This is a genomic window from Hydrogenophaga sp. (assembly GCF_014773545.1).
In the GTDB taxonomy this organism is placed as follows: domain Bacteria; phylum Pseudomonadota; class Gammaproteobacteria; order Burkholderiales; family Burkholderiaceae_C; genus Hydrogenophaga.
On record NZ_SDDV01000006.1, the window covers coordinates 75,755 to 97,751 of the forward strand.

Consider the following 21,997-nt stretch of genomic DNA (forward strand, 5'->3'; position numbering starts at 1 on the left):
TCGGGCGCTGAGTCGCTGCAAGAGAAATGCCGCATTCCTTGTGGCTTCAGAAGGTGAAGCCGACGTTGAGGTGCAGGCGCAGGCGCCGGGCGTCGGCGCCATAGGCCAGATCGACCTGCAACGGGCCGACCGGGCTGTTGTAGCGCAGGCCGCTGCCCAGACCCCAGCGCGGGCGCAACTGGCCGGGTTGGTTGGCGACCGCGCCGGAATCCAGGAACAGCACGTGTTCCCAGGCGCTGCGCACGCCGTGGCGCCAGATCGGGCGTTGCCACTCCAGGCTGGCCAGCGCGAGGTAGCGGCCTGGGGACACGCTGCCGTCGGCCTGCGGCACGCCGATTTCGCGCAGGCGGTAGCCGCGCACGGTCTGGCCGCCGCCGCTCAGGAACAACTGGGTGGCGGGCACCGGCGCGTCTGGCCGCGCCCACAGCGCACCCGCTTGCAGCCGCAGCACCAGCCGACTGCCGCGCAGCAGCGCGGCAGTCGGCGTTGCGGCGGGGTCCGGGGTGGCGCCAGCCTGATCCAGCGGCCATATCCCCAGCCAGCGCACGTGCGCGCGTACGAAAGGTTTGCGGTCCTGCTGCAGCGTGCTGCCCGCACTCAGTTCGACACCCAGGCCGTCGCCCCGCTCGGGCGCTGGCAGGTCGACAAAGCGGCGGCGGGTCCAGGCGTAATGGGCCGAGAGCGAGAGTTCGGCTGGGGCTGCTGCCGGGCCTATCAGCGCCCGGTTAAGAGTCTGCGCACGGTCGGCTTGCAAAAAGAAGCTGCGCTCTTGGCGGGCGCCATCTTGCGAACGCCCTGCGCGCAGCCGCTGGCTGGTGGTGTTGCTGAACCCGTCGATCTGGCGCTGCGCCTGTGCGGCGACCATCCAGCGCCAACCTCTGGCGTCGACCGGGGCGCTCCATTCGGACGCCAGCGTCTGGTTGCGCTGCTCGAGCTCGATCTTGCTCAGCGCCCGCCAGCCTAGGCCCGGCACCCGGTGGTGCGTGTGTTCGAGCGACAGGCGCGCCCCGTTGTCGGTGCTCAGGCCAGCGCCCAGCACCAGTTTTTGGCGCGGGTGCTCGCGCACCTGCACCAGCACCGGCATGGCCTGCGGGTCGCCGCTCAAGTCCAGTTGGACGAACACGGAGTCAAAGTAGCCGCTGGCGGCCACGCGCTGCTGCGCCGCTTGCATCAGCTCCAGTTGGTATTCGCTGCCTGCGCGCAGGCCGGCCAGCCGCACCAGGTGCTCGACCAGCAGCGGGTCGTAGCGCTGCGCGCCCTGCACCCGCACCGCTCCGATGCGCACCAGCGGCCCGGAGTCGAGTGCGATGTGCAAGTGGGCGCTGTGGCTGGCGGCGTCGATGTCAGCCAGGCTGTTGTCGATGCGCCCGGCAGGAAAGCGCTGTGCGGTCAAGTCGCGCACGGCGGCTATTTTGGCGGCGTCCCAGCCGGCCTGGGTGAACACCGTTCCCGCCGGCAGCGTGGCCTGGCGCACGATCGCTGCGCGTTGCTCGGCCGCTTCGGGCGCGTCAGCAATCGCGCCCATGAAGTAGACCTGGGACGAGGCGATGCGCGTCGGTGGCCCGGCGTCGACCCGAATCGTCACCGTGCCCAGTGGTGCAGCGGCCGGGTCGGCGGCGGCTTGCAGCCCGACTTCGATCTGCGGCGAGAAGTGGCCCAGCGTGCCCAGCAGCTCGCGCAGGTTCTCGGGCGCCAGCGCCAGCAGGCGGGCGAGTTCGGCGCTGTCGAGGTCGGGCAGGGTGCGAAAGTGCTGCAAGGCCAGATGCGGCAGCAAAAACGCGCGCAGCTCGGGTGCGGCTTGCAGTTCGATCTCAAAGCGTGCCGGGGCCGCGGGCTGCGCCAGCGGCTGCGCCAGCGCCCAGGCCGGCAGCAGCCCGGCGCAGGCCAGCCACAGCAGCCGCAAGGTCCGGGTGGTGCCGCGTTGGGTCATGGGTTTGCTTATTTCGACAGCAGTCGCATGGCGTCTTCCAGCCCCTTCAGGCTCAGCGGGACCATGCGCTGCGCCATGAGCCGCTGGACGATGGCTATGCTTTGCCGGTACGGCCAGGCACCCTGGGGTTCTGGGTTGATCCAGGCGAACCGGGGAAAGGCGTGCGTCAGGCGCTGCAGCCACTCGGCGCCGGCTTCTTCGTTGTCGTATTCCACGCTGGCGCCAGGCTGCAAAAGCTCGTACGGGCTCATGGTCGCGTCGCCGACGAAAATCAGCTTGTAGTCCTTGTTGTACGTGCGGATGACGTCCCAGGTCGGAAATTTTTCGGCGTATCGGCGCCGGTTGTTTTTCCACATGAAGTCGTAGACGCAGTTGTGAAAGTAAAAGAACTCCAGGTGCTTGAATTCGCTTTTGACGGCTGAAAACAGCTCCTCGACGCGCTGCACGTGCTCGTCCATGCTGCCGCCCACGTCCATCAGCAGCAGCACTTTAACGTGGTTGTGCCGCTGCGGAATCATTTTGAGGTCTAGCCAGCCGGCGTTGGCGGCACTGGCGCGGATGGTGTCGGGCAGATCGAGTTCGAGTTCGTTGCCCTGGCGCGCAAACTGGCGCAGCCGGCGCAGCGCCACCTTGATCTGGCGCGTGCCGAGTTCTTGCGTGTCGTCGTAGTCGCGGTAGGCGCGTTGCTCCCACACCTTGAGCGCGCTTTTGTTGCGGCTGGCACCGCCCATGCGCACGCCCTGCGGGTTGTGGCCGCTGTGGCCAAAGGGTGAAGTACCGCCGGTGCCGATCCACTTGTTGCCGCCCGCGTGGCGTTCTTTTTGCTCCTCCAGCCGCTTTTGCAGTGTGGCCATCAGCTCGTTCCAGTCCAGCTTGGGCGCGTTGGCTTTTTGTTCATCGGACAAGAGGCGCTGCATCTGCGAGCGCAGCCAGTCGGCCGCAATCGCTTGGCTGAAGTCGGCCCGCAACTCCACGCCCTTGAAGTAGGCGGCAAAGGCGCGGTCGAACTTGTCAAACTGCTTCTCGTCCTTCACCAGCGCGCTGCGCGCCAGGTAATAAAAGTCCTCCATGCTGCAGGCATCGGGGTTGGCCGGGCCGACCACGTCGTGCTGCAAGGCTTCGAGCAAGGTGAGGTATTCCTTCACCGACACCGGCAATTGGGCCGCGCGCAGGGTGTAAAAAAAATCGATCAGCATCGCGATTCTTCTTTTTCTGAACAGGGCGGGGGCGCCATTTCCTGGGGGCGATGGGGGGTGCGCCGTCAGCGGTTGCGCTGATTCATGAACACCAGTCTTTCAAGCAGCGTGCTGTCTTGCTCGTTCTTCAGCAGCGCGCCCACCAGCGGTGCCGTGCCGAGCTGGCCGTCGGCGCTTTGCAGCACCTGCAGCGCAACGTCATCGGCCAGCAGCAGCTTGAGCCAGTCCAGCAGCTCCGAGGTGCTGGGCTTTTTCTTCAGACCGGGCAGGTTGCGCACGTCGTAAAAGGTTTTCAGCGCCACCCTCAGCAGCTCTTGCTTGAGTTGCGGGAAGTGCACCTCGACGATGCGCTGCATGGTCGGCGCATCGGGGAATTTGATGTAGTGAAAAAAGCAGCGGCGCAGAAAAGCGTCGGGCAGCTCTTTTTCGTTGTTGGAGGTGATAAAGACCAGCGGACGGTGCCGTGCGCGCACCAGTTCGCGCGTTTCATAGCAATAGAACTCCATGCGGTCGAGCTCGCGCAGCAAGTCGTTCGGGAACTCGATGTCGGCCTTGTCGATTTCGTCGATCAGCAGGGCGACTGGCTGCTCGGCGGTGAAGGCCTGCCAGAGCACGCCTTTGACGATGTAGTTCCGAATGTCCCGCACTTTTTCTTCGCCCAACTGGCTGTCGCGCAGGCGCGCGACGGCGTCGTATTCGTACAGACCCTGCTGCGCCTTGGTGGTGCTTTTGATGTGCCACTGCAGCAGCGGCAGCTTGAGCGCCTGCGCCACCTCTTCAGCCAGCATGGTTTTGCCGGTGCCGGGTTCGCCCTTGACCAGCAGCGGGCGCTTGAGGGTGACGGCGGCGTTGACCGCCAGCATCAGGTCTGGCGTGGCGACGTAGTTTTCAGAGCCGTGGAATTTCATGGGTCGAAGCGGTGGTGTGGGTGGGAGCGCGCAGCGCAGGCGTTGGGAGTTGGGAGTTGGGCGTTGGGAGTTGGGGAGTTAGGGTAATCGACAGGATGCTGCGAGCAACCCCGTCCATAAAATACCGCACTGATCTTTATCAAACCCGTCTTGATTGTGTCTGCAAAATGAACCTGTCATGGCCCACGATCTTGCGCAGCCTAGCCGCCCTGTGGCTGCTGTCTGGCGCCGCAGGGTTTGCGCAGGCGCAGACCCTCACCGGTGATGTGCGGGCCGGCCAGCAGCGCGCCGAGATGTGCATAGGCTGTCACGGCGTGGTGGGCTACCAGAACAGTTTCCCAGAAATTCACAAAGTACCGAAAATTTCTGGCCAGTCGGCGCCGTACATTGTGAGCTCGCTGCGGGCTTATCAAACCGGTCAGCGCCGACACCCGACCATGCGCGGCATTGCCAGCGCCCTGAGCGAGCAAGAGATGGCCGACTTGGCGGCGTTTTACGCCTCGCACAGCGACAAAAAGGCAGCCGCCGTGCCGCGCAGCGCCAGCGTCGAGGTGGCGGCCCTGCTCGAAAAAGGCGCTTGTATGGTCTGTCATGGGGCCAATTTCAGCCAGCCGATCGAACCCAACACACCCAAGATCGGTGGTCAGCACGCCGATTATCTGTTTGTCGCGCTCAGGGCCTACACCGTCGAGGGCAACCGCGTCGTAGGCCGCGCCAGCCCGGTCATGAGTGGCATTGCCAAACGCTACACGCTGGCCGAGCTGCGCGCCATGGCGGCTTATCTGGCCTCTGTCGAGGGCGAGCTCAGCACCGTGCCGCAGCCGGGTTTTCGCTGATGGGACTTACGCAAAACCGCCATGGCGTTGTTGCAAAGCCTTGTCGTACTGGGTGTACTGTCTGCGGCTTTGCCGCCTAGCCCTGACGGCTTTGCGTAAGTCCTGGCTGATTCGGGCTTTAATCGCGCGTGGCGCGCTGGCGCACCTGCTCAATATAGGCTTGAGCGTCGGGCGGGCGGCCGCTGCGCTGGCTTTGCCACAGCATCTGGCCCAGGCATTCCATCACCTCGTGGTGGGCGGCGTGCAGGTCTTGGCGGCGTGCGCTAAGCAGCTCCACCGCTTGGCGTATACCGGGCGGCTGGTCGATGCTGCATTGTTCGCTGATCGATAAGTGCATCGACAAATGCAGGAAGGGGTTTGGCGCCGTCTCCGGTGTGGTTCCCATGCGCGCCAAGGCGGCATCCAGGTCGGCCAGATCGGCCTGGACCTCGGGGTGCAGGGCGATCCAGTGGCTGGCCAGCGTCTCTAGCGCCTCCATCGGCAGTTGCTGGAGGCTTTTGGCGTAGACGGTGCAGAAAAAGCGCCGCACGTCGGCTTGCGAGGGGTTGAACATGCGTGCATTGTCACGCATACGCATGGGCGCGAGACTGAGCCTTGAGCGAATGCGATCGGTGAATTAGTATGTCTGTTTTCGCTTGGCGCAAAGGAGCCTGATATGCCGGTGGTGGCGGTAGTCAATCCCAAAGGGGGTGTCGGTAAAACCACGCTGTCTACGCAGGTGGCGGGCTATTTTGCCAGCCAGGGCCATGCCGTCATGCTGGGCGATGTCGATCGCCAGCAGTCGGCGCGCCTGTGGCTGCAACTGCGTCCGCCCCAGGCGCGACCGATTCTGTGTTGGGAGGTCGAGCGCGACCACATCGCGCGGCCGCCGCGCCAGGCCACTCACGTGGTGCTCGACACGCCGGCCGGCTTGCGCGGCGGGCGCCTCAAAGACGTGCTGCGCAGCGCCGGCAAGGTGCTGGTGCCCTTGCAGCCGAGTATTTTCGACATGCACGCCACGCGTGCCTTTTTGGATCAGGTGGCCCAATCGCGGCATGCCGACCTGAGCCAGATCGGCATTGTCGGCATGCGGGTCGACGCGCGCACCCTTGCCGCTGACCGCCTGCAAGAATTTGTCGCCGGCCTGGGTTTTCCGGTGCTGGGTTTTTTGCGCGACACGCAAAACTACATTCAACTGGCTGCCCGCGGTCTGACGCTGTTTGACCTCGCGCCCGGGCGGGTCGAAAAAGACTTGCAGCAGTGGCAAGGTCTTTGCGACTGGCTGGAGCGCTGAGGCCAGGCGCGCAGCAGCTGCGCGCCTGGCCGTTCGAGTCCGGCTTGAGCGCTTATTTGGGGCTGGAGCGCGTGATCTGATCGGCTTCGATCCAGCCTTTGAACGCCGGCGTCAGGGAGTCAATGCGCGCGGCGGCGACCGACTGGCTGTGTTGCTGCGAGATCAGTTGATAGGCGTTGCTGCGCAGCAGCCACAGTTCCTGGGGCGAGCGCGCCTGTTCTATCTTCTGGCGCAAACGCTCTGCCTGCGTGTGCGCGCAATCCTCCAGGCAGCGCAGCAAAGCGCTGCGGATGCCGGTCAGCTCCTTCAGGCTTGCAGGCCGGCGCATCACTTGGCGTGTGGCCAGGGTTTTGCGGACAAAGCGTGCCAGGGCGGAAATCAGCATGGGGGCATTCGGATGGGACAACGCAGGTGGCACGGGTGCTGCGGCGGGTCGGATTCAGCTTGCGTTGCTGGCAAAACCGGTTTGTCGCCAGGCCTCGTACACCACCACCGCCACCGCGTTCGACAGGTTCAGGCTGCGCTGGTTGGCCCGCATCGGCAGGCGCAGCCGCTGCGCTGGCGCAAAAAGCGCGTCGAGCTCGGCCGGCAGACCGCGGGTTTCGCAACCGAAAACCAGCCAGTCGCCCGTCCGGAATGAGGCGGCGAAAGCGTTTTCTCGGCCCCGGGTCGTAAAGGCAAACAGCCGCTGCGGGTCCGGCGCCTCGGCGTGCACAAAAGACGTCCAGTCGGCGTGGCGGCGCACGTCGGCGACCTCGTGGTAGTCGAGCCCGGCGCGCCGCAACTGCTTGTCGTCCATGGAAAAGCCCAGCGGTTCGATCAGGTGCAGCGTGCAGCCCGTGTTGGCGCAAAGCCGGATCACGTTGCCGGTGTTGGGCGGGATTTCAGGGGCAACGAGAACGACGTGAAACATGGCGGCAAGGCAGATGCAAGAGGCGCGATGATAGCGCTGCGCAGCCACAGCCACAGCCACAGCCACAGCCACAGCGCACACGCTCAAGGGGTGCGCGCAAACACCAGCGCACTCACGCGCTCGGCGCCGCCTTGGCGCAGCGCCTGGGCCGCGCTGTGCAGCGTCGCTCCGGTGGTGACGACGTCGTCGACCAGCAGCACATGGGCAGCGTGCAGGCGGTCGAGCCGCTGTGGATGGGCAATAAACGCTTGCTGCAGGTTGCGCAGGCGCTGCGCTCGCGGCAACTGGTGCTGATCAGCGGTCTGGCCGACGCGCAGCAGTGCGTCGGCCACCGGCTGGGCCGCTGCGGCGCGCGGTCCAGCGCTGCGCCGGATCGCCTTGACCAGTTCCCAGGCCTGGTTGTAGCCGCGCTGCGCCAGTCGCGCCGGGGTCAGCGGCACGGGCACCAGCAGATTGGCCTGCGCCAGCAGTTGCTGCGCTGGCGGTTGTTGCAGCAGCAGGGCCGCCATCGGCACCGCCCATCCGGCTTCGCCTTGAAACTTGAAGCGGGCGATCAAAGCGTCCCACGGATAGGCGTAATCGACGGCGGCCACGCAGGCGTGCAGTGGCAGTGGGTCCGTTGGGGTCAGGCAAGCGCCACATTGGTCCAGCGCAGCGAACGCCGGTGCATCGGCCAGCGCCAAGGCACAGGTGCGGCAGCGCGGCCGTGGGGCGCCAAAGCGCTGCTCGCAGGCCGGGCAGATGGCTTGCGCCGGCCAGCGGCCGCAGATCTGGCAACTGCTGGGTACGGCGGAGCTCAAACGCTTCCACAACGGGGCAAGAGGCAGGGGGGGCATGGTGTGTCCACGGTATCCTGGGCGGCTGAAATGCGGCAAACTCTACTCTCGAACCCCACACCCCACACCCCACACATGCAAGATCTGATCGGCTACAGCGCCGCTTTCCTGACCACCGTCAGCTTTGTGCCGCAGGCCTGGCAGACTTTCAAGACGCGCGACGTGAGCGGCATCTCACTCGCCATGTACAGCGTCTTCACCGTGGGCGTGGCCTTGTGGCTGGTCTACGGGCTGGTGTTGCAGGCCTGGCCGGTGGTGGCTGCCAATGCGGTCACGCTGACCCTGGCCGCAGCGATATTGCTCATGAAACTGCGTTATCGCAAGCGCTGAATCTCAGGATTGACTCACCAGCTCCAGGTGCTCGACCAGCGGTGCCTGCACGAAAAACGGCCCGACGATGGCGCGCCACTGGGCGAAGGCGGGCGACTGGCGAAAGCCCACTGTGTGGTCTTGCAGCGTGTCCCAGTAGATCAGCAAGAGATAGCGGCCCGGGCTCTCGATGCTGCGCTTGATTTTGTAGCCGTGAAAGCCCTTGGCCTGGGCGATCACGCTGGCTGCGCCGTGGCTGATGGCGGCCTCAAAAGCGCTGGCTTGCGCGGGATCGATGCGGATGTCGGCGTGCTCCAGAATCATGGTCGGGCCTTTGCTTCAGGGTTTGAGGGCGATCCTGCCGGATTTAGGATCATAGGGCCGCTGGCTCGGCGCGCATCGGCAGCGGCGCGTATGCGTTGCCTCCGATCAGGCATGACGCGGGCGTCCAGCACGCGCAGACCGGCTGCACCATGCACCCGCCGGTGCGCCTTTGAGTTCCAGAAAAAAGATGCGATGCTGCCAGAGCCGCGTCACCTGGCTGCGCGACAATCGGGCCTGGAATCGTTTTCAACCTTCAGACCTCGGGAGCGCAAATCACATGAACAACATTCAAACCGTCGGCATCATAGGCTCGGGCACCATGGGCAATGGCATCGCACAGGCCTGTGCTTGCAGCGGCATTCGCGTGGTGTTGGTCGACGTGTCGCAAGCGGCGCTCGACAAAGGACTGGCCACGGTCGCGGCCAGCCTGGAGCGACTGGTCAAGAAAGAAAAAATCAGCGCCACCGAGCGCGCCGCCGCACTGGCGCTGATTCAGGGTTCGACCCAGTACGACGCGCTGAAAAGCGCGCAACTGGTGATTGAGGCAGCGACTGAAAACGAAGCGCTGAAGATCAGCATCTTGCAACAACTCGACGCATTGCTGGCGCCCGAGGTGATCGTGGCGACCAACACCAGCTCGATCAGCATCACCAAGCTGGCCGCTGCCACCCAGCGCGCGGACCGCTTTGTCGGTATGCATTTTTTCAACCCGGTGCCGCTGATGGCGCTGGTGGAAATCATTCGTGGCTTGCAGACCAGCGATGCCACGCATGCCGCTGCCGTGGCGCTGGTCGAAAAGCTGGGTAAAACCCCGATTACGGTGAAGAATGCGCCGGGCTTCGTGGTCAACCGCATCTTGGTGCCCATGATCAACGAGGCCTTCTTTGTGCTGGCCGAGGGCGTTGCCAGCGCCGAAGAGATAGACGCCGGCATGAAGCTGGGCACCAACCAGCCGCTCGGGCCGCTGGCGCTGGCCGACCTGGTCGGGCTCGACGTGTGCCTGGCGGTGATGAATGTCTACATGAGCGAGTTCAACGACGGCAAATACCGCCCCGCCCCGCTGCTCAAGGAGTTGGTGGCGGCCGGCTACCTGGGCCGCAAAACCGGGCGCGGGGTCTACCGCTACTGAGAAGCGCCCCCGGGCTGTTGCGACTCGGATTGCGCCAGATCAAAGCATTCAGGCACCGTCTTTTCACAATGGGTACACGCCTTGTTCAGGAGTACATCATGAGTGCAAGTCCGGTTTCGATCGCCGTTTTTTCTTTTCTCGACGCAGCCCACCGCGAGCTTGGTCAGCAGTTGGTGCAGTTGCGTGCTCTGGTCGATGCCGTCGAGTCCGATGGCATGAGTCTGGCCTCGCGCGCCCAGGCGCAGCGGGTGCTCGACTACTTCAGCGGCGAAGCACGCCAACACCATCTGGACGAGGAGAAGCACATTTTCCCCGCGCTGCTCAGCAGTCAGGATCCAGACATGGTGCAGACCGCCGAGCGTTTGCTGCAAGATCACGGCTGGCTGGAGCAGAACTGGCTGCAAATCGCACCTGCACTCGATGCCGCGAGCAATGGCAGCCAGTGGTTCGACCCGGCGGAGCTGCGCCACGCGCTTGATGTATTCGAGGCGCTCTACCTCGATCACATTTTGCTGGAAGAGACAGTCGCCTTTCCGGAAGCGAAAAAACGCCTGGCTGACCTGAGCACCGTGGGCATGGGGCGCGAAATGGCACGTCGGCGCCTGGGTGTGGTCTGAGAGACGTGCGGCCTATCAGGCCGCATGCTCGTCTTGGCTGTGACGGATATCCGGGGTTTGCAGGTGGTTCAGGTCGCCCCAACTCACCAGGCACAAGCCCTCGGACGACCACAGCAGCCGGTTGATGGCGGCATTGGGCATTTGCCAGCTGCGCGCGGCTTGAATGTCCTGCCGGGTGGCGGCCCGGTACAGGATGTCGAGCACGCCGCCGTGTGCCACCAGCAGCACCTGCTCACCGGGATGACGGGCCGCCAGCGCCGTGACCGTCTGCACCACACGCGCGCGCAGTTGCAGCAGCGATTCGCCTTCGGGGGGCGAAAAGTCGGGTACCCGCTGGCGCCAGGCCAGGGCTTGTTCGGGCCAGCGCAGCTCGAGTTCGGCCCAGGTATGGCCTTCGAAGCGGCCAAAACAGCGTTCGCGCAGGCCTGGGTGTGCGCTGACGCTTTGGCCGCGCAGTTGCGCAACGGCTTGCGCGGTCTGCCTGGCCCGGCTGAGATCGCTGGCGTACAGGGCGGCAATCGGCTCGTCTTGCAGCGCCTGCGCCAGTTGCCGCGCCTGCCATTGGCCGTGTTCATTGAGTTCGACGTCGGTGTGGCCCTGGATGCGGTTGTCGCGGTTCCAGGCGGTTTCGCCGTGACGCACGGCCAGGATGCGGGTAACGTGCATGAAAGACCTCCTTTTTTGCGCCGACGGCGCGCGGCACCGAGCTGATAAAACCACTTTGTGCTTGTGGCTGTGCTTGCTTCTGCCGCTCAATGCTTGGCAGACTGTTTGACGCTGCTCATGCGCCAGCGCGCGCGGGCGCGGCTGGCTTGGTCTATCAGTGCCTGCAGGGCCTCGGGTTGGGTCGCACTGAGCGTCGATTCCAGTTCGTCCAGCGCGGCGCGAAAGCATTTCGACTGCGCCAGCAACTCCTCGCGGTTGGACAGCAAAATGTCGCGCCAGATGCCCGGGTCGCTGGCGGCAATGCGGGTGAAGTCGCGAAACCCGGGGCCCGCCAGCGAGAGAAATTCGTCGCCTTGGCGCTGCCCTTGAATGGCGTTCATGAGAGCAAAAGCGATCAAATGCGGCAGGTGGCTGACGGCGGCGTAAGCTGCGTCGTGTGCCTCGGGCGACATGTGCCTGACCTGGCAACCCAGTGTGCGCCAAAGCTGTTGTGCGCGTTCCAGTTGGGCCGTGAGGGTGCGCTCGATCGGGGTCAGGATGACTTGACGCCCGACAAACAGGTCGGCGTCGGCGTGCTCGACGCCGGCCAGCTCCTTGCCGGCGATCGGGTGCGCCGGCACGAACACGCCGATCTGATCGCGCAGCACGCGCCGCGCGGCATCGACCACCTCGCGCTTGGTCGAACCCACATCCATTACCAGCGTGTTTTTGTTGAGCAGGTGGCGAATCGCCTTCAGACTGGCCTCGGTGGCGGCCACCGGCACCGCCAGCAGCACCAGGTCGGCGCCCGAGACAGCCAGCAAGGCCGACGGCGCTGCAACATCGATCACCCCGAGCAAGCGCGCGCGTTCGGTGGTCGAGGGCGACTTGCTGTAGCCCACCACGCGTTTGACCAGTCCGGCCTTTTTGAGCGCCAGCGCGAAAGAGCCACCCATCAGGCCGCAGCCGATCAGACCGAGTTGATCAAACATAAGACTTTCGCAGTTGCCACGGCGAAGCGCTCATTCGCTCACCGGGTAAGCACCCAGCACCTGGTAGAACGCGCACAGGCTGCGCAATTCTTGCAAGGCAGCAGCGACCTGGGGCTGCGCCGGATGACCGGCGATGTCGATGTAGAAGTAGTATTCCCACTGCCCCGACTTGGCCGGGCGCGATTCAAAGCGCGTCATCGACACGCCGTATTTCTTCAGCGGCACCAGCAGGTCGTGCACCGCGCCAGGCCGGTTCGGCACCGATACCAGCAGGCTGGTGCAGTCTTTGCCGCTGGGCGGCGGCATGGCCAGGGTCTGTGGCAGACAGATGACGGCAAAGCGGGTGCGGTTGTAGGCCTCGTCTTGAATCGCGTGCGCGACGATATGCAGACCGAATTGCGCCGCCGCACGCTCGCTCGCCAGGGCGGCCCAGGCCGGGTGGGTGGTGGCCAGGCGCGCGCCTTCGGCGTTGCTGGAGACGGCGCGGCGTTCGGCCCGCGGCAGGTGCTGCGAGAGCCAGTTCTGGCACTGGGCCAGCGCCTGCGGGTGCGCCAACACCACCTCGATGCCGTCGAGTGCGTTGAGCTGGCGCAGCAGGTTGTGGCGCACCAGCAGGCTGACCTCGCCGACCACGTGCACCGGCGAGCGCAGAAAGAGGTCGAGCGAGCGCGCCACCACGCCTTCGGTGCTGTTTTCCATCCCGACCACGCCGAACTGCGCCGTGCCGGCGGCGGTGGCGTGAAACACCTCGTCGAAATTGGCGCAGTAAATCAGGTTGGCGGCGCTGCCAAAGAATTCGATCGCCGCCTGTTCGCAGAAGGTGCCCTGGGGCCCGAGCACCGCCACGCGCTGCGGCGCTTCCAGCGCCAGACAGGCCGACATGATTTCGCGCCAGATCGAGACCACGTGCTGGTTCTGCAGCGGGCCGGGGTTGGTGCTGGTGATTTTTTCGATCACCTGCGCCACCCGGTCGGGGCGGAAAAACGGCGTGCCTTCGACTCGTTTGAGCGCACCGACTTGCTCGGCCACGCGCGCGCGCTGGTTCAGCAGCGTGAGCAGTTGCGCATCGAGCGCATCGATCTGCACGCGCAGCGCGGCCAGGGCGTCGGACTGGGTGGGTTGGGTCATGCGGCGCTAAAACGGGTTCAGGCCTGCTGGCGTTCGAAGTCGCGCAGATAGTCCACCAGCGCCTGCACGCCTGGCAGCGGCATGGCGTTGTAGAGGCTGGCGCGCATGCCGCCGACCGATTTGTGGCCCTTGAGCTGCAGCAGGCCGCGCGCCTGGGCGCCGGCCAAAAAGGCGGCGTTGCGCGACTCGTCGCGCAGGAAAAAAGGCACGTTCATGCGCGAGCGGCAGCTCTTATCCACCGGGTTGAAGTAAAACTGCGAGCGGTCGATGCAGTCGTACAGCAGCGCAGCTTTGGCGATATTGCGTTGTTCGACGGCAGCTATGCCGCTGAGCGCGCCTTCGCTCTGGCGCTTGAGCCACTGCAAGGTCAGGCCGGCCATGTAGATGCTGTAGGTGGGCGGCGTGTTGTACATGGAGCTGTTGTCGGCCACGGTTTGATAGTCGAAGGCGCTGGGGCAGATCGGTAGCGCGTGGCCGAGCAGGTCTTCACGCACCACGACCAGCGTCAGGCCGGCCGGGCCCAGGTTTTTCTGCGCGCCACCAAAGGCCAGTCCGACCCGGCTCCAGTCCACCGGGCGCGAGGCCACATGCGACGAAAAATCGATCACCAGCGGAGCCTCGCAGCCCAGCGCCTTGAGGTCGGGCAGTTCGTGGAACTCCACCCCGTGGATGGTCTCGTTGCTGCAGATGTGCAGGTACTGCGCGTCGCGGCTCGGTTGCCAGTGGGCGGGCGAAGGCAGGGTGGTGTGGCCGTCGGCCTCGTTGCTGGCGATCACGGTCGGGGTGGCGTACTTGCGCGCCTGCAGGGCCGACTTCTGGCTCCAACTGCCGGTGAGCACGAAGTCGACCACACCGCCGCGCGAGAGGTTCAGCGGCACGATGGCGTTTTGCGCCAAGCCGCCACCCTGCATGAACAGGATGCGGAAATTTGCCGGCACCGCCAGCAGCTCACGCAGGTCCGCTTCGGTCTGCGCGGCGATGGACATGAATGCCTTGCCGCGGTGGCTCATCTCCATCACGCCCATGCCACTGCCGTGCCAGTCCAGCATTTCAGCGGCCGCCTGCTGCAGCACCTCTTCCGGCATGGCGGCTGGGCCGGCCGAGAAGTTGTAGGGGCGCTGCGTCATTCGATGTCGCCAGCCGCTTCGTCCCCGCCTTCGGCGACTTCAGAGGCGCTGGCGTCGATGTTGGCGTCATTTTCTACGATGCGCTGCAGGCCGCAGAGCTCGGTGCCGGCGTCGAGCGCGATCAGCGTGACACCTTGCGTGGCGCGGCTCATCTCTCGGATCTCGGCCACCCGGGTGCGCACCAGCACACCCTTGTCGGTGATCAGCATGATTTCGTCTTCGCTGCGCACCAGCGTGGCGGCCACCACCTTGCCGTTGCGCTCGCTTTGCTGAATCGCGATCATGCCCTTGGTGCCGCGGCCGTGACGGGTGTACTCGGTGATGGGCGTGCGCTTGCCGTAGCCGTTCTGGGTCGCGGTCAGCACGCTTTGCTGCTCGTCTTCGGCCACCAGCATGGCGATCACGCTTTGGCTGTCTTCTATCGTCATGCCGCGCACGCCGCGCGCGTTGCGGCCCATCGGGCGCACGTCGTTCTCGTCGAAGCGCACCGCCTTGCCGCCGTCGGAAAACAGCATCACGTCGTGGCGGCCGTCGGTCAGCGCAGCGCCAATCAAAATATCGCCCGGATCGAGGTCGACAGCGATGATGCCGGCCTTGCGCGGGTGGCTGAACTCGTCCAGCGACGTTTTCTTGACCGTGCCCATGCGGGTCGCCATGAAGACGAAGCGGTTGACCGGAAAGCTGCGGGCCTCACCGGTCAGCGCCAGCACGACGTTGATTTTCTCGCCTTCTTGCAGCGGGAACATGTTGACGATCGGGCGCCCGCGCGAGCCGCGCGACCCGGCGGGCACCTCCCACACCTTGAGCCAGTAGAGGCGGCCGCGGTTGGAAAAGCACAGGATGTAGTCGTGCGTGTTGGCGATAAAGAGCTGGTCTATCCAGTCGTCTTCCTTGGTGGCGGTGGCTTGTTTGCCGCGACCGCCACGCTTTTGGGCCCGGTATTCGGACAGTGGCTGGCTCTTGATGTAGCCGCTGTGGCTGAGCGTGACCACCATGTCGGTCGGCGTTATCAGGTCTTCGGTGCTGAGGTCGTGCGCGCTGTGCTCGATCTGGCTGCGGCGCGCGCCCAGTTTGGTCTGGCCGAACTCGTTCTTCACGGCCACCAGCTCATCGCTGATGATGGTCGAGACGCGCTCGGGCGTGGCCAGAATGTCGAGCAAGTCGTCGATCACGCCCATCACCTCGCGGTATTCGGCGACGATGCGGTCTTGCTCGAGTCCGGTCAGGCGCTGCAGGCGCATTTGCAAAATCTCTTGCGCCTGCGTCTCCGACAGGCGGTAGCGGCCGTCGCCGCCCATGCCAAAAACCTGCTCCAGCCCGGCTGGCCGGTAGTCGTCGGCGTTGATCAGACCCCCGTCGCTGCGCGTGCGCGTGAGCATTTCGCGCACCAGCGCGCTGTCCCAGGCGCGCGCCATCAGTTCGATCTTGGCCAGCGGCGGTGTGGGCGATTCGCGGATGATGCGGATGAATTCGTCGATGTTGGCCAGCGCCACCGCCAGGCCTTCGAGCACGTGGCCGCGCTCGCGCGCCTTGCGCAGCTCGAACACGGTGCGCCGCGTCACCACCTCGCGCCGGTGCTCCAGGAACACCTGGATCAAATCGAGCAGGTTGCACAGCTTGGGCTGACCGTCGATCAGCGCCACCATGTTGATGCCGAAGGTGTCTTGCAACTGGGTCTGCTTGTACAGGTTGTTGAGCACCACCTCGGGCACCTCGCCGCGCTTGAGTTCGATCACCAGCCGCATGCCCGACTTGTCGGATTCATCCTGAATATGGCTGATGCCTTCGATCTTCTTTTCCTGCACCAGCTCGGCCATGCGCTCTTGCAGGGTTTTCTTGTTGACCTGATAGGGCAGCTCGTCGACGATGATGGACTGGCGCTGGCCACGGTCGATGTCTTCGAAGTGGCATTTGGCGCGCATTACCACCCGGCCGCGCCCCGTGCGGTAGCCGTCTTTGACGCCGCTGACGCCGTAGATGATGCCGGCGGTGGGGAAGTCGGGCGCTGGGATGATTTGCATCAGCTCGTCGATGCTGGCCTGCGGGTTTTGCAGCAGGTGCAAGCAGGCGTCGACCACCTCGTTGAGGTTGTGCGGCGGGATATTGGTCGCCATGCCGACGGCAATGCCAGATGAGCCGTTGACCAGCAGGTTGGGCAGTCGGCTGGGCAGCACCAGCGGCTCTTTTTCGCTGCCGTCGTAGTTGGGGCCGAAGTTGACGGTTTCCTTGTCGATGTCGGCCAACATTTCATGCGCGATCTTGGCCAGCCGGATTTCGGTGTAGCGCATCGCCGCTGCGTTGTCGCCGTCAACCGAGCCGAAGTTGCCCTGGCCGTCGACCAGCATGTGGCGCAGCGAAAAGTCTTGCGCCATGCGAACGATGGTGTCGTAGACCGCGCTGTCGCCGTGCGGGTGGTATTTACCGATCACATCGCCGACGATACGGGCCGACTTTTTGTACGGCCGGTTCCAATCGTTGTTGAGCTCGTGCATGGCAAACAGCACGCGCCTGTGCACCGGTTTCAAGCCGTCGCGCGCATCGGGCAAGGCCCGGCCGACGATCACGCTCATGGCGTAATCAAGGTAGCTGCGCCGCATCTCTTCTTCAAGGCTGATGGGCAAGGTCTCTTTGGCAAACGGTGTCATGCGCGGGTGTGTGTGGTGGCCAAAAAATCAGCCTTTCATTTTAAGGCGGGCGCGGCGTGGTCCAGACAAACGCCGCCTGTTGTTTGTCAGCAACGAAAGACTGCGGTTTGCCACCGATGCAGACGCAGGCCTGCAGACCTGGTTTTTTAGACAACTGATATATGGCACAATGATTCCAGCGTTTGGGTGGTGCTCACTTCAGGCGTCTTGTTGCGCAGGCTTCCTGCGGTCTAACCTAAAGGGAAACCATGAAAAAACTGAACAAAGTGGCCGTGCTGTTTGCGGCCGTGGCGCTGGCCGGCCCGGCACTGGCGAGCCATCATGGTGCTGGCGCTGCTGCAGCCGTGACAGTAAACAACTGGCGCGCGACCGACGGCACGGTCTGGAGAAACGGCACCAACGAGCTGTGCTGGCGCAATGCTGGCTGGACCCCGGCCACCGCTGCCGTCGGCTGCGATGGTGCCATCGTTCCCAAGCCCGCTCCGGCACCCGCTCCGGCACCTGCTCCGGCACCGGTGGCAGTGCCTGCACCCGCTCCGGCACCCGCTCCGGTACCAGCGCCAGTGCCAGTGCCAATCAAGGCCACGTTTGATGCCAATGTTTTCTTCGATTTCGACCGCTCGGTTCTCAGGCCCGAAGGTCGGGCCAAGCTCGATGAGCTGGTGGCCAAGGTGGCCGGCATCAACCTGGAAGTCATCATCGCCGTCGGTCACACCGATTCGATCGGCAGCCTAGCCTATAACCAGGCATTGTCGGTGCGCCGCGCCGACGCGGTGCGGTCTTATCTGGTGCGCAGGGGCATCGACAACGCCCGCATCTACACCGAAGGCAGGGGCGAGACCCAGCCGGTGGCCGATAACGCCACCCGCCAGGGTCGCGCGCAAAACCGGCGCGTGGAAATCGAAGTGGTGGGCACGCGCGCTCCCGCTCGTGCTGCCACACCGGCTCCGGCACGCTGAGTTTCGGTTCGGCGACTGGAAACCGCGCTTCGGCGCGGTTTTTTTTGGATTGCACGCGCCAGCCGCGCCGGTGCGGTCTTCGTGCGTCGGATAATCGCGCCATGAATCCACACCTCAATGCCGACCCGGCCGAGTTGGCCAAATTTTCCGATCTGGCGCACCGCTGGTGGGATCCGCAGGGCGAGTTCAGGCCGCTGCACCAGATCAATCCGCTGCGTCTGGACTGGATCAAGGGTCTGGCGGGTCTGGCCGGCAAGACCGTGCTCGACGTCGGTTGCGGCGGTGGCATTTTGTCCGATGCGATGGCGCGCCAGGGCGCCCGGGTCACCGGCATTGATTTGTCCACCAAGGCGCTGAAAGTGGCCAAGCTGCACGCGCTGGAAGCCAATACCCCGAACGTAAATTACCGCGAGATCAGCGCTGAAGCGCTGGCGCTGGAGCAGGCGGCTGGTTTTGACGTCGTCACCTGCATGGAAATGCTCGAACACGTGCCAGACCCGGCTTCGGTGGTGCAGGCCTGCGCCACGCTGGCCAAGCCTGGCGGCTGGGTGTTCTTCTCGACCATCAACCGCAGTCCCAAGTCATTTCTTTTCGCCATCGTGGCAGCCGAATACCTGTTGCAGTTGCTGCCCAAAGGAACGCACGAATACGGCAAGCTGATCCGCCCGAGCGAATTGGCCGCGCATTGCCGCGCGGCGCAGTTGCAATTGATGCAGACCCGTGGCATGGCGTACAACCCGCTCACGCGCCGCTACTGGCTCAGCCACGACGCCAGTGTGAACTACCTGTTTGCGACCTGCAAGCCATGACAGATGGGGTTGAAGAGCTGCGCCCGTCCATCCTTTGGTGCCGCACCCGCCCGCCTGCAGTCAGCTGGAGCGGGCACGCCTGTGCCACCCGAACATGAATGACACCTTGCTGGTCTGGCCCCTGTTGATGTTGGCCTTGCTGCAGACCGGTTTGCTGGTCTGGCTCTTGCTGCGCCGCCGCGCCGCCGATATCGAACAGCAAGCGCAGCAGCAACACGTGTCGGCGTTGTTGCAACTGCACGGCACGCAAATCGTCCAGCGCGTCGAGCGTGTCGAGGGCGAGTTGCGGCGTGAAATCGGTGATTCGGCGCGCAGCGCGCGACAGGAAATGCTGCAAACCCTGGCCAGTTTTCAGGACCTTCTGAGCCGCCAGGCGGGTGAGGCCACGCGCACGCAAAATGCCCATCTCGATGCCTTGGCCCAGCAACTGCTGCAGCTGCGCGGCACGCTGGGCGATACCCTGACGCTGCAGTTGCAGGCCATCAGCCTGGGCATGGGCCAGCAGGCGGCCGAGGCCACGCGCACGCAAAACGCGCAGATCGACGCTTTTGCCCAGCAGTTGTTGCAACTGCGCGGCACACTGGCCGACACGCTGACGCGCCAGTTGCAGGACATGAGCGAGGGCAACGCACGCCGCCTGAGCGAAATTCGCAGCACGCTGGACGGCCAACTGGCGCAGTTGCAGCAGAACAACGCCGCCAAGCTCGATGAAATGCGCGCCACGGTGGACGAAAAGCTGCAAAGCACGCTGCAAACCCGCTTGGGCGAGAGCTTTCGCCAAGTGGCCGAGCGGCTCGAACAGGTGCACAAGGGTCTGGGTGAGATGCAGACGCTGGCGCAGGGTGTGGGCGATTTGAAGCACCTGCTGAGCAACGTCAAAACCCGCGGCATGTTTGGCGAAGCCCAGTTGGCCGCGCTGCTGGAGCAGGTGTTCGCGCCCGAGCAATACGCCGCCCAGGTGGCCACACGCCCAGGCAGCCGCCACGCGGTCGATTTTGCGCTGCGCCTGCCGGGCCGGGGCGACGACGGCGCGCCCTGCTGGTTGCCGATCGACGCCAAGTTTCCGAATGAAGACTACGAACGGCTGCTGGACGCGCAGCAGCGCGCCGACGCCGACGCCGCCGAGCTGGCCGCGCGCGCGCTCGAGCAGCGCATCCGGCTCGAAGCCAAGAGCATGGCCGAAAAATACCTGGCGCCGCCACACACCACCGACTTCGCCATCCTGTTTTTACCCAGCGAGGGCTTGTACGCCGAGGTGCTGCGCCGCCCCGGCCTGATGGAGTTGTTGCAGCGCGAATGCCGCGTCACCCTGGCCGGGCCAACCACGATGATGGCCATGCTCAATGCCTTGCAAATGGGGTTTCGCACGCTGGCGCTGGAGCGCCGCTCCAGCGAGGTCTGGCAGGTGCTGGGCGCAGTGAAAACCGAATTTGGCAAATTCGGCGAGGTGCTGAGCAAGGTCAAGAGCCAGGCCCAGAGCGTGCTCAACACCATCGACAGCGCGCACACCCGCAGCCGCGCCATGGAGCGTGCGCTCAAAAGCGTCGAAGCCTTGCCAGCTGACCAGGCCAGCGCCGTGTTGCCGCTCCATCCCAACGACACCGAAGGGGTCTGAGGACTGCTTTTGCAAGCCCGGCAAGCCCGGCGAGCGGCCGGAGTATTGTCCCATTCAGGTATGAGCCTGAAGATGTATCAACGGACTTCCCGAGTACGGCTGGATCGTGCAGCGGTTCTGGAACAACGCCGACCCGGCCAAGCGCCCGGTGAAGAACCCGTTCGGCCTCGTCAAGTAAGCCACCAAACTCCGCGCGTCTTGTGCGCGCGGGCCGACATCACGGAGCAATCTCATGAAGATTCCTGCCATGTTTGTGTCGCACGGCGCACCCACATTCGCCGTTGAGCCCGGGCGGGCCGGGCCTTTGCTGCATGCCATTGGCGAGCGCGTGCGCGCGCTGCCGGGACTGCGGGTCATGCTGGTGATCTCACCGCATTGGCGCACAAGCGGGTTGCGCGCTAGCACCTTTGTGCGACCAGGGCGTGCTGCTCATGGGCTCGGGCAGCCTCACCCACAATTTGCACGAGTTTCGTCAGTCTGAGACCGTGGTCACCGAAGACTACGTGCACGAATTCGTGCAATGCGCGCGCCACGCGGTGATGGCCCATGACACGGCGGCACTGTCCGACCTCGGTGGCGCTCCGCACGGCCACAGAGCCCATCCTTCGGACGAACACTACCTGCCGCTGCTGATCGCCAGTGGCGCCAGCGCTGCAGGTGAATCGGTCGAGGTCATCGACGGCGGCGTCACCTATGGCGTGCTTTCAATGGAAGGCTATATTTTTGGCAACTTGCCGGCGGTGACGCCCGCCGTCTGGGTATTCGAACGTTTGAAAAACAAAATGACATCGGAATCCATCATCGTTCAACATCCGCAATGAGGGTGGCATCCACGGCCGTGCCGTCCTGAAAGCTCACTCGATGTTCTGGACTTGCTCGCGCATCTGCTCGATCAGCACCTTCATCGCTACCGCGATGCGGCTGAGCTCCAGATGGGATGACTTCGAGCCCAGGGTGTTGGCTTCGCGGTGCAACTCCTGAATCAGAAAGTCCAGCCGCTTGCCCACCTCGCCCCCCTGGCCGAGCAGTTGCTCGATTTCGCTCAGGTGCGAATCCAATCGGGTCAGCTCTTCGGCCACGTCGATGCGGATCGCAAAAGCGGTGGCCTCGGTCAGGGCGCGTTCTTTGGCTGCGTCGCTGCTGACGCTGTGGCCCAGCGCCGACCCGGTCGTGCCCGCCGTGGCGTCCAGTGCCTCATTCCAGCGCGCCACGAAGCGCAGGCGTTGCTGCGCCACCAGTTGCGGAATCAGTGGCTGGGCGTCGCGTGCGAGCTGGCGCAACTGCGTCAGGCGTTCGCGCAGCATGTGGCACAAGCGCTCACCTTCGCGCGCGCGCGCGTGCAGCAAGTCGCTCAGGGTGGTTTGCGCCAGCGCCAGCAGCAGCGCATGCCATTCGCCCGGGTTGCCGGGCTGGCGCGCGCTCAGTTGCAGTATTTCAGCCACCGACAGCGGCGCTGCCGTGGGTAGCCAGGCAAGCACCTGGTTTTGCAGGTTCAGGAGTTTTTGCAGTTCGTGCGCGCCCGGCGCTCTAAGACCGCCCTCGTTGCTCCCTTCCAGCCAGGCGCGCAGTTCAACCTTGCCGCGCCTGAGCCGGGTGCCCAGCAGTTCGCGCAGCGCGGGCTCGGTGCCACGCAGTTCGTCCGGCAGTTTGAACCCGAGGTCGAGAAAACGGCTGTTGACCGAGCGGATTTCAAGTCCGAGTTGTGCCTGAGGCGCGTGCCTGGGCGCACCGATCTCGCCGTCGCCGGGTATGGCGGACTGGGCCGCGGCGTAGCCGGTCATGCTGTAAACTGCCATTGGTCGGCGC

The 21,997-nt window shown here is 64.7% G+C and carries 23 protein-coding genes; 9 read left to right on the forward strand and 14 right to left on the reverse strand.

Annotation, left to right across the window (positions count from 1 at the left end; genetic code table 11):
* Positions 1-46 precede the first annotated feature (46 nt).
* The 3 genes from EST26_RS06205 to EST26_RS06215 all read right to left on the reverse strand — a co-directional run bounded on the left by EST26_RS06205 (position 47) and on the right by EST26_RS06215 (position 4,034).
* On the reverse strand, positions 47-1,930 hold the full coding sequence (locus EST26_RS06205) for a BamA/TamA family outer membrane protein (protein ID WP_291066223.1): 1,884 nt from the start codon (positions 1,928-1,930) through the stop codon (positions 47-49).
* 8 nt (positions 1,931-1,938) lie between these two features.
* Positions 1,939-3,126, reverse strand: a complete 1,188-nt coding sequence (locus EST26_RS06210) for a VWA domain-containing protein (RefSeq protein ID WP_291066225.1) — start codon at positions 3,124-3,126, stop codon at positions 1,939-1,941.
* A 65-nt stretch (positions 3,127-3,191) separates the two neighbouring features.
* On the reverse strand, positions 3,192-4,034 hold the full coding sequence (locus EST26_RS06215; RefSeq protein ID WP_291066227.1) for a MoxR family ATPase: 843 nt from the start codon (positions 4,032-4,034) through the stop codon (positions 3,192-3,194).
* A gap of 188 nt (positions 4,035-4,222) precedes the next feature.
* On the opposite strand from EST26_RS06215, the gene EST26_RS06220 reads away from it, so the two are divergent.
* Positions 4,223-4,870, forward strand: a complete 648-nt coding sequence (locus EST26_RS06220; protein ID WP_291066403.1) for a c-type cytochrome — start codon at positions 4,223-4,225, stop codon at positions 4,868-4,870.
* A 118-nt stretch (positions 4,871-4,988) separates the two neighbouring features.
* On the opposite strand, the gene EST26_RS06225 is transcribed toward EST26_RS06220, so the two are convergent.
* The gene (locus tag EST26_RS06225; protein WP_291066229.1) at positions 4,989-5,423 is read right to left on the reverse strand and encodes a DUF1841 family protein; all 435 of its coding nucleotides are present in this window, start codon (positions 5,421-5,423) and stop codon (positions 4,989-4,991) included.
* A gap of 102 nt (positions 5,424-5,525) precedes the next feature.
* On the opposite strand from EST26_RS06225, the gene EST26_RS06230 reads away from it, so the two are divergent.
* Complete coding sequence (locus EST26_RS06230; RefSeq protein WP_291066232.1) at positions 5,526-6,143, forward strand: ParA family protein; 618 nt, start codon at positions 5,526-5,528, stop codon at positions 6,141-6,143.
* A 52-nt stretch (positions 6,144-6,195) separates the two neighbouring features.
* Here the strand turns inward: EST26_RS06230 and EST26_RS06235 are convergent, their stop codons facing one another.
* The 3 genes from EST26_RS06235 to EST26_RS06245 form a co-directional block, all read right to left on the reverse strand.
* Complete coding sequence (locus EST26_RS06235) at positions 6,196-6,528, reverse strand: hypothetical protein (protein WP_291066234.1); 333 nt, start codon at positions 6,526-6,528, stop codon at positions 6,196-6,198.
* 54 nt (positions 6,529-6,582) lie between these two features.
* A complete protein-coding gene (trmL, locus tag EST26_RS06240; protein WP_291066237.1) occupies positions 6,583-7,056 on the reverse strand; it encodes a tRNA (uridine(34)/cytosine(34)/5-carboxymethylaminomethyluridine(34)-2'-O)-methyltransferase TrmL in 474 nt (157 codons plus the stop codon).
* Between the two features lie 83 nt (positions 7,057-7,139).
* Entirely contained in the window at positions 7,140-7,892 is a 753-nt protein-coding gene (locus EST26_RS06245) for a ComF family protein (RefSeq protein WP_291066239.1), read from the reverse strand.
* A 75-nt stretch (positions 7,893-7,967) separates the two neighbouring features.
* On the opposite strand from EST26_RS06245, the gene EST26_RS06250 reads away from it, so the two are divergent.
* Positions 7,968-8,222 (forward strand): SemiSWEET transporter, encoded by a 255-nt coding sequence (locus EST26_RS06250; protein ID WP_291066241.1) that lies wholly within the window; start codon positions 7,968-7,970, stop codon positions 8,220-8,222.
* Between the two features lie 3 nt (positions 8,223-8,225).
* Here the strand turns inward: EST26_RS06250 and EST26_RS06255 are convergent, their stop codons facing one another.
* The gene (locus tag EST26_RS06255; protein WP_291066242.1) at positions 8,226-8,525 is read right to left on the reverse strand and encodes an antibiotic biosynthesis monooxygenase family protein; all 300 of its coding nucleotides are present in this window, start codon (positions 8,523-8,525) and stop codon (positions 8,226-8,228) included.
* A 277-nt stretch (positions 8,526-8,802) separates the two neighbouring features.
* Between EST26_RS06255 and EST26_RS06260 the strand changes: the two genes are divergently transcribed.
* Together EST26_RS06260 and EST26_RS06265 are read left to right on the forward strand one after the other, a co-directional pair.
* Positions 8,803-9,654 carry a 3-hydroxybutyryl-CoA dehydrogenase gene (locus EST26_RS06260; RefSeq protein WP_291066244.1) on the forward strand — a complete coding sequence of 284 codons (852 nt, stop codon included), beginning with the start codon at positions 8,803-8,805 and terminating at the stop codon, positions 9,652-9,654.
* 98 nt (positions 9,655-9,752) lie between these two features.
* On the forward strand, positions 9,753-10,271 hold the full coding sequence (locus tag EST26_RS06265) for a hemerythrin domain-containing protein (protein ID WP_291066246.1): 519 nt from the start codon (positions 9,753-9,755) through the stop codon (positions 10,269-10,271).
* 15 nt (positions 10,272-10,286) lie between these two features.
* Here EST26_RS06265 and EST26_RS06270 read toward each other — a convergent pair whose 3' ends face one another.
* The 5 genes from EST26_RS06270 to gyrA all read right to left on the reverse strand — a co-directional run bounded on the left by EST26_RS06270 (position 10,287) and on the right by gyrA (position 16,808).
* A complete protein-coding gene (locus EST26_RS06270) occupies positions 10,287-10,937 on the reverse strand; it encodes a histidine phosphatase family protein (RefSeq protein WP_291066247.1) in 651 nt (216 codons plus the stop codon).
* 86 nt (positions 10,938-11,023) lie between these two features.
* Positions 11,024-11,908, reverse strand: a complete 885-nt coding sequence (locus EST26_RS06275; RefSeq protein WP_291066249.1) for a prephenate dehydrogenase — start codon at positions 11,906-11,908, stop codon at positions 11,024-11,026.
* Between the two features lie 30 nt (positions 11,909-11,938).
* The gene (gene pheA / locus EST26_RS06280; RefSeq protein ID WP_291066251.1) at positions 11,939-13,036 is read right to left on the reverse strand and encodes a prephenate dehydratase; all 1,098 of its coding nucleotides are present in this window, start codon (positions 13,034-13,036) and stop codon (positions 11,939-11,941) included.
* A 17-nt stretch (positions 13,037-13,053) separates the two neighbouring features.
* A complete protein-coding gene (gene serC / locus EST26_RS06285; protein WP_291066253.1) occupies positions 13,054-14,163 on the reverse strand; it encodes a 3-phosphoserine/phosphohydroxythreonine transaminase in 1,110 nt (369 codons plus the stop codon).
* A complete protein-coding gene (gene gyrA / locus EST26_RS06290) occupies positions 14,160-16,808 on the reverse strand; it encodes a DNA gyrase subunit A (RefSeq protein ID WP_291066255.1) in 2,649 nt (882 codons plus the stop codon). Before gyrA ends, serC begins: the two co-directional genes overlap by 4 nt.
* A gap of 248 nt (positions 16,809-17,056) precedes the next feature.
* Here gyrA and ompA point away from each other — a divergent pair, with 248 nt between their 5' ends.
* The 4 genes from ompA to EST26_RS06310 all read left to right on the forward strand — a co-directional run bounded on the left by ompA (position 17,057) and on the right by EST26_RS06310 (position 21,012).
* On the forward strand, positions 17,057-17,767 hold the full coding sequence (gene ompA / locus EST26_RS06295; RefSeq protein ID WP_291066257.1) for an outer membrane protein OmpA: 711 nt from the start codon (positions 17,057-17,059) through the stop codon (positions 17,765-17,767).
* 101 nt (positions 17,768-17,868) lie between these two features.
* The gene (gene ubiG / locus EST26_RS06300) at positions 17,869-18,576 is read left to right on the forward strand and encodes a bifunctional 2-polyprenyl-6-hydroxyphenol methylase/3-demethylubiquinol 3-O-methyltransferase UbiG (protein WP_291066260.1); all 708 of its coding nucleotides are present in this window, start codon (positions 17,869-17,871) and stop codon (positions 18,574-18,576) included.
* Positions 18,577-18,670: 94 nt separating this feature from the next.
* Positions 18,671-20,191, forward strand: coding sequence for a DNA recombination protein RmuC (gene rmuC / locus EST26_RS06305; RefSeq protein WP_291066262.1), 1,521 nt, complete (start codon positions 18,671-18,673; stop codon positions 20,189-20,191).
* A 431-nt stretch (positions 20,192-20,622) separates the two neighbouring features.
* A complete protein-coding gene (locus EST26_RS06310; RefSeq protein WP_366474483.1) occupies positions 20,623-21,012 on the forward strand; it encodes a hypothetical protein in 390 nt (129 codons plus the stop codon).
* Between the two features lie 33 nt (positions 21,013-21,045).
* Here the strand turns inward: EST26_RS06310 and EST26_RS06315 are convergent, their stop codons facing one another.
* Entirely contained in the window at positions 21,046-21,987 is a 942-nt protein-coding gene (locus EST26_RS06315; protein ID WP_291066264.1) for a YicC/YloC family endoribonuclease, read from the reverse strand.
* Between the last annotated feature and the right edge of the window lie 10 nt (positions 21,988-21,997).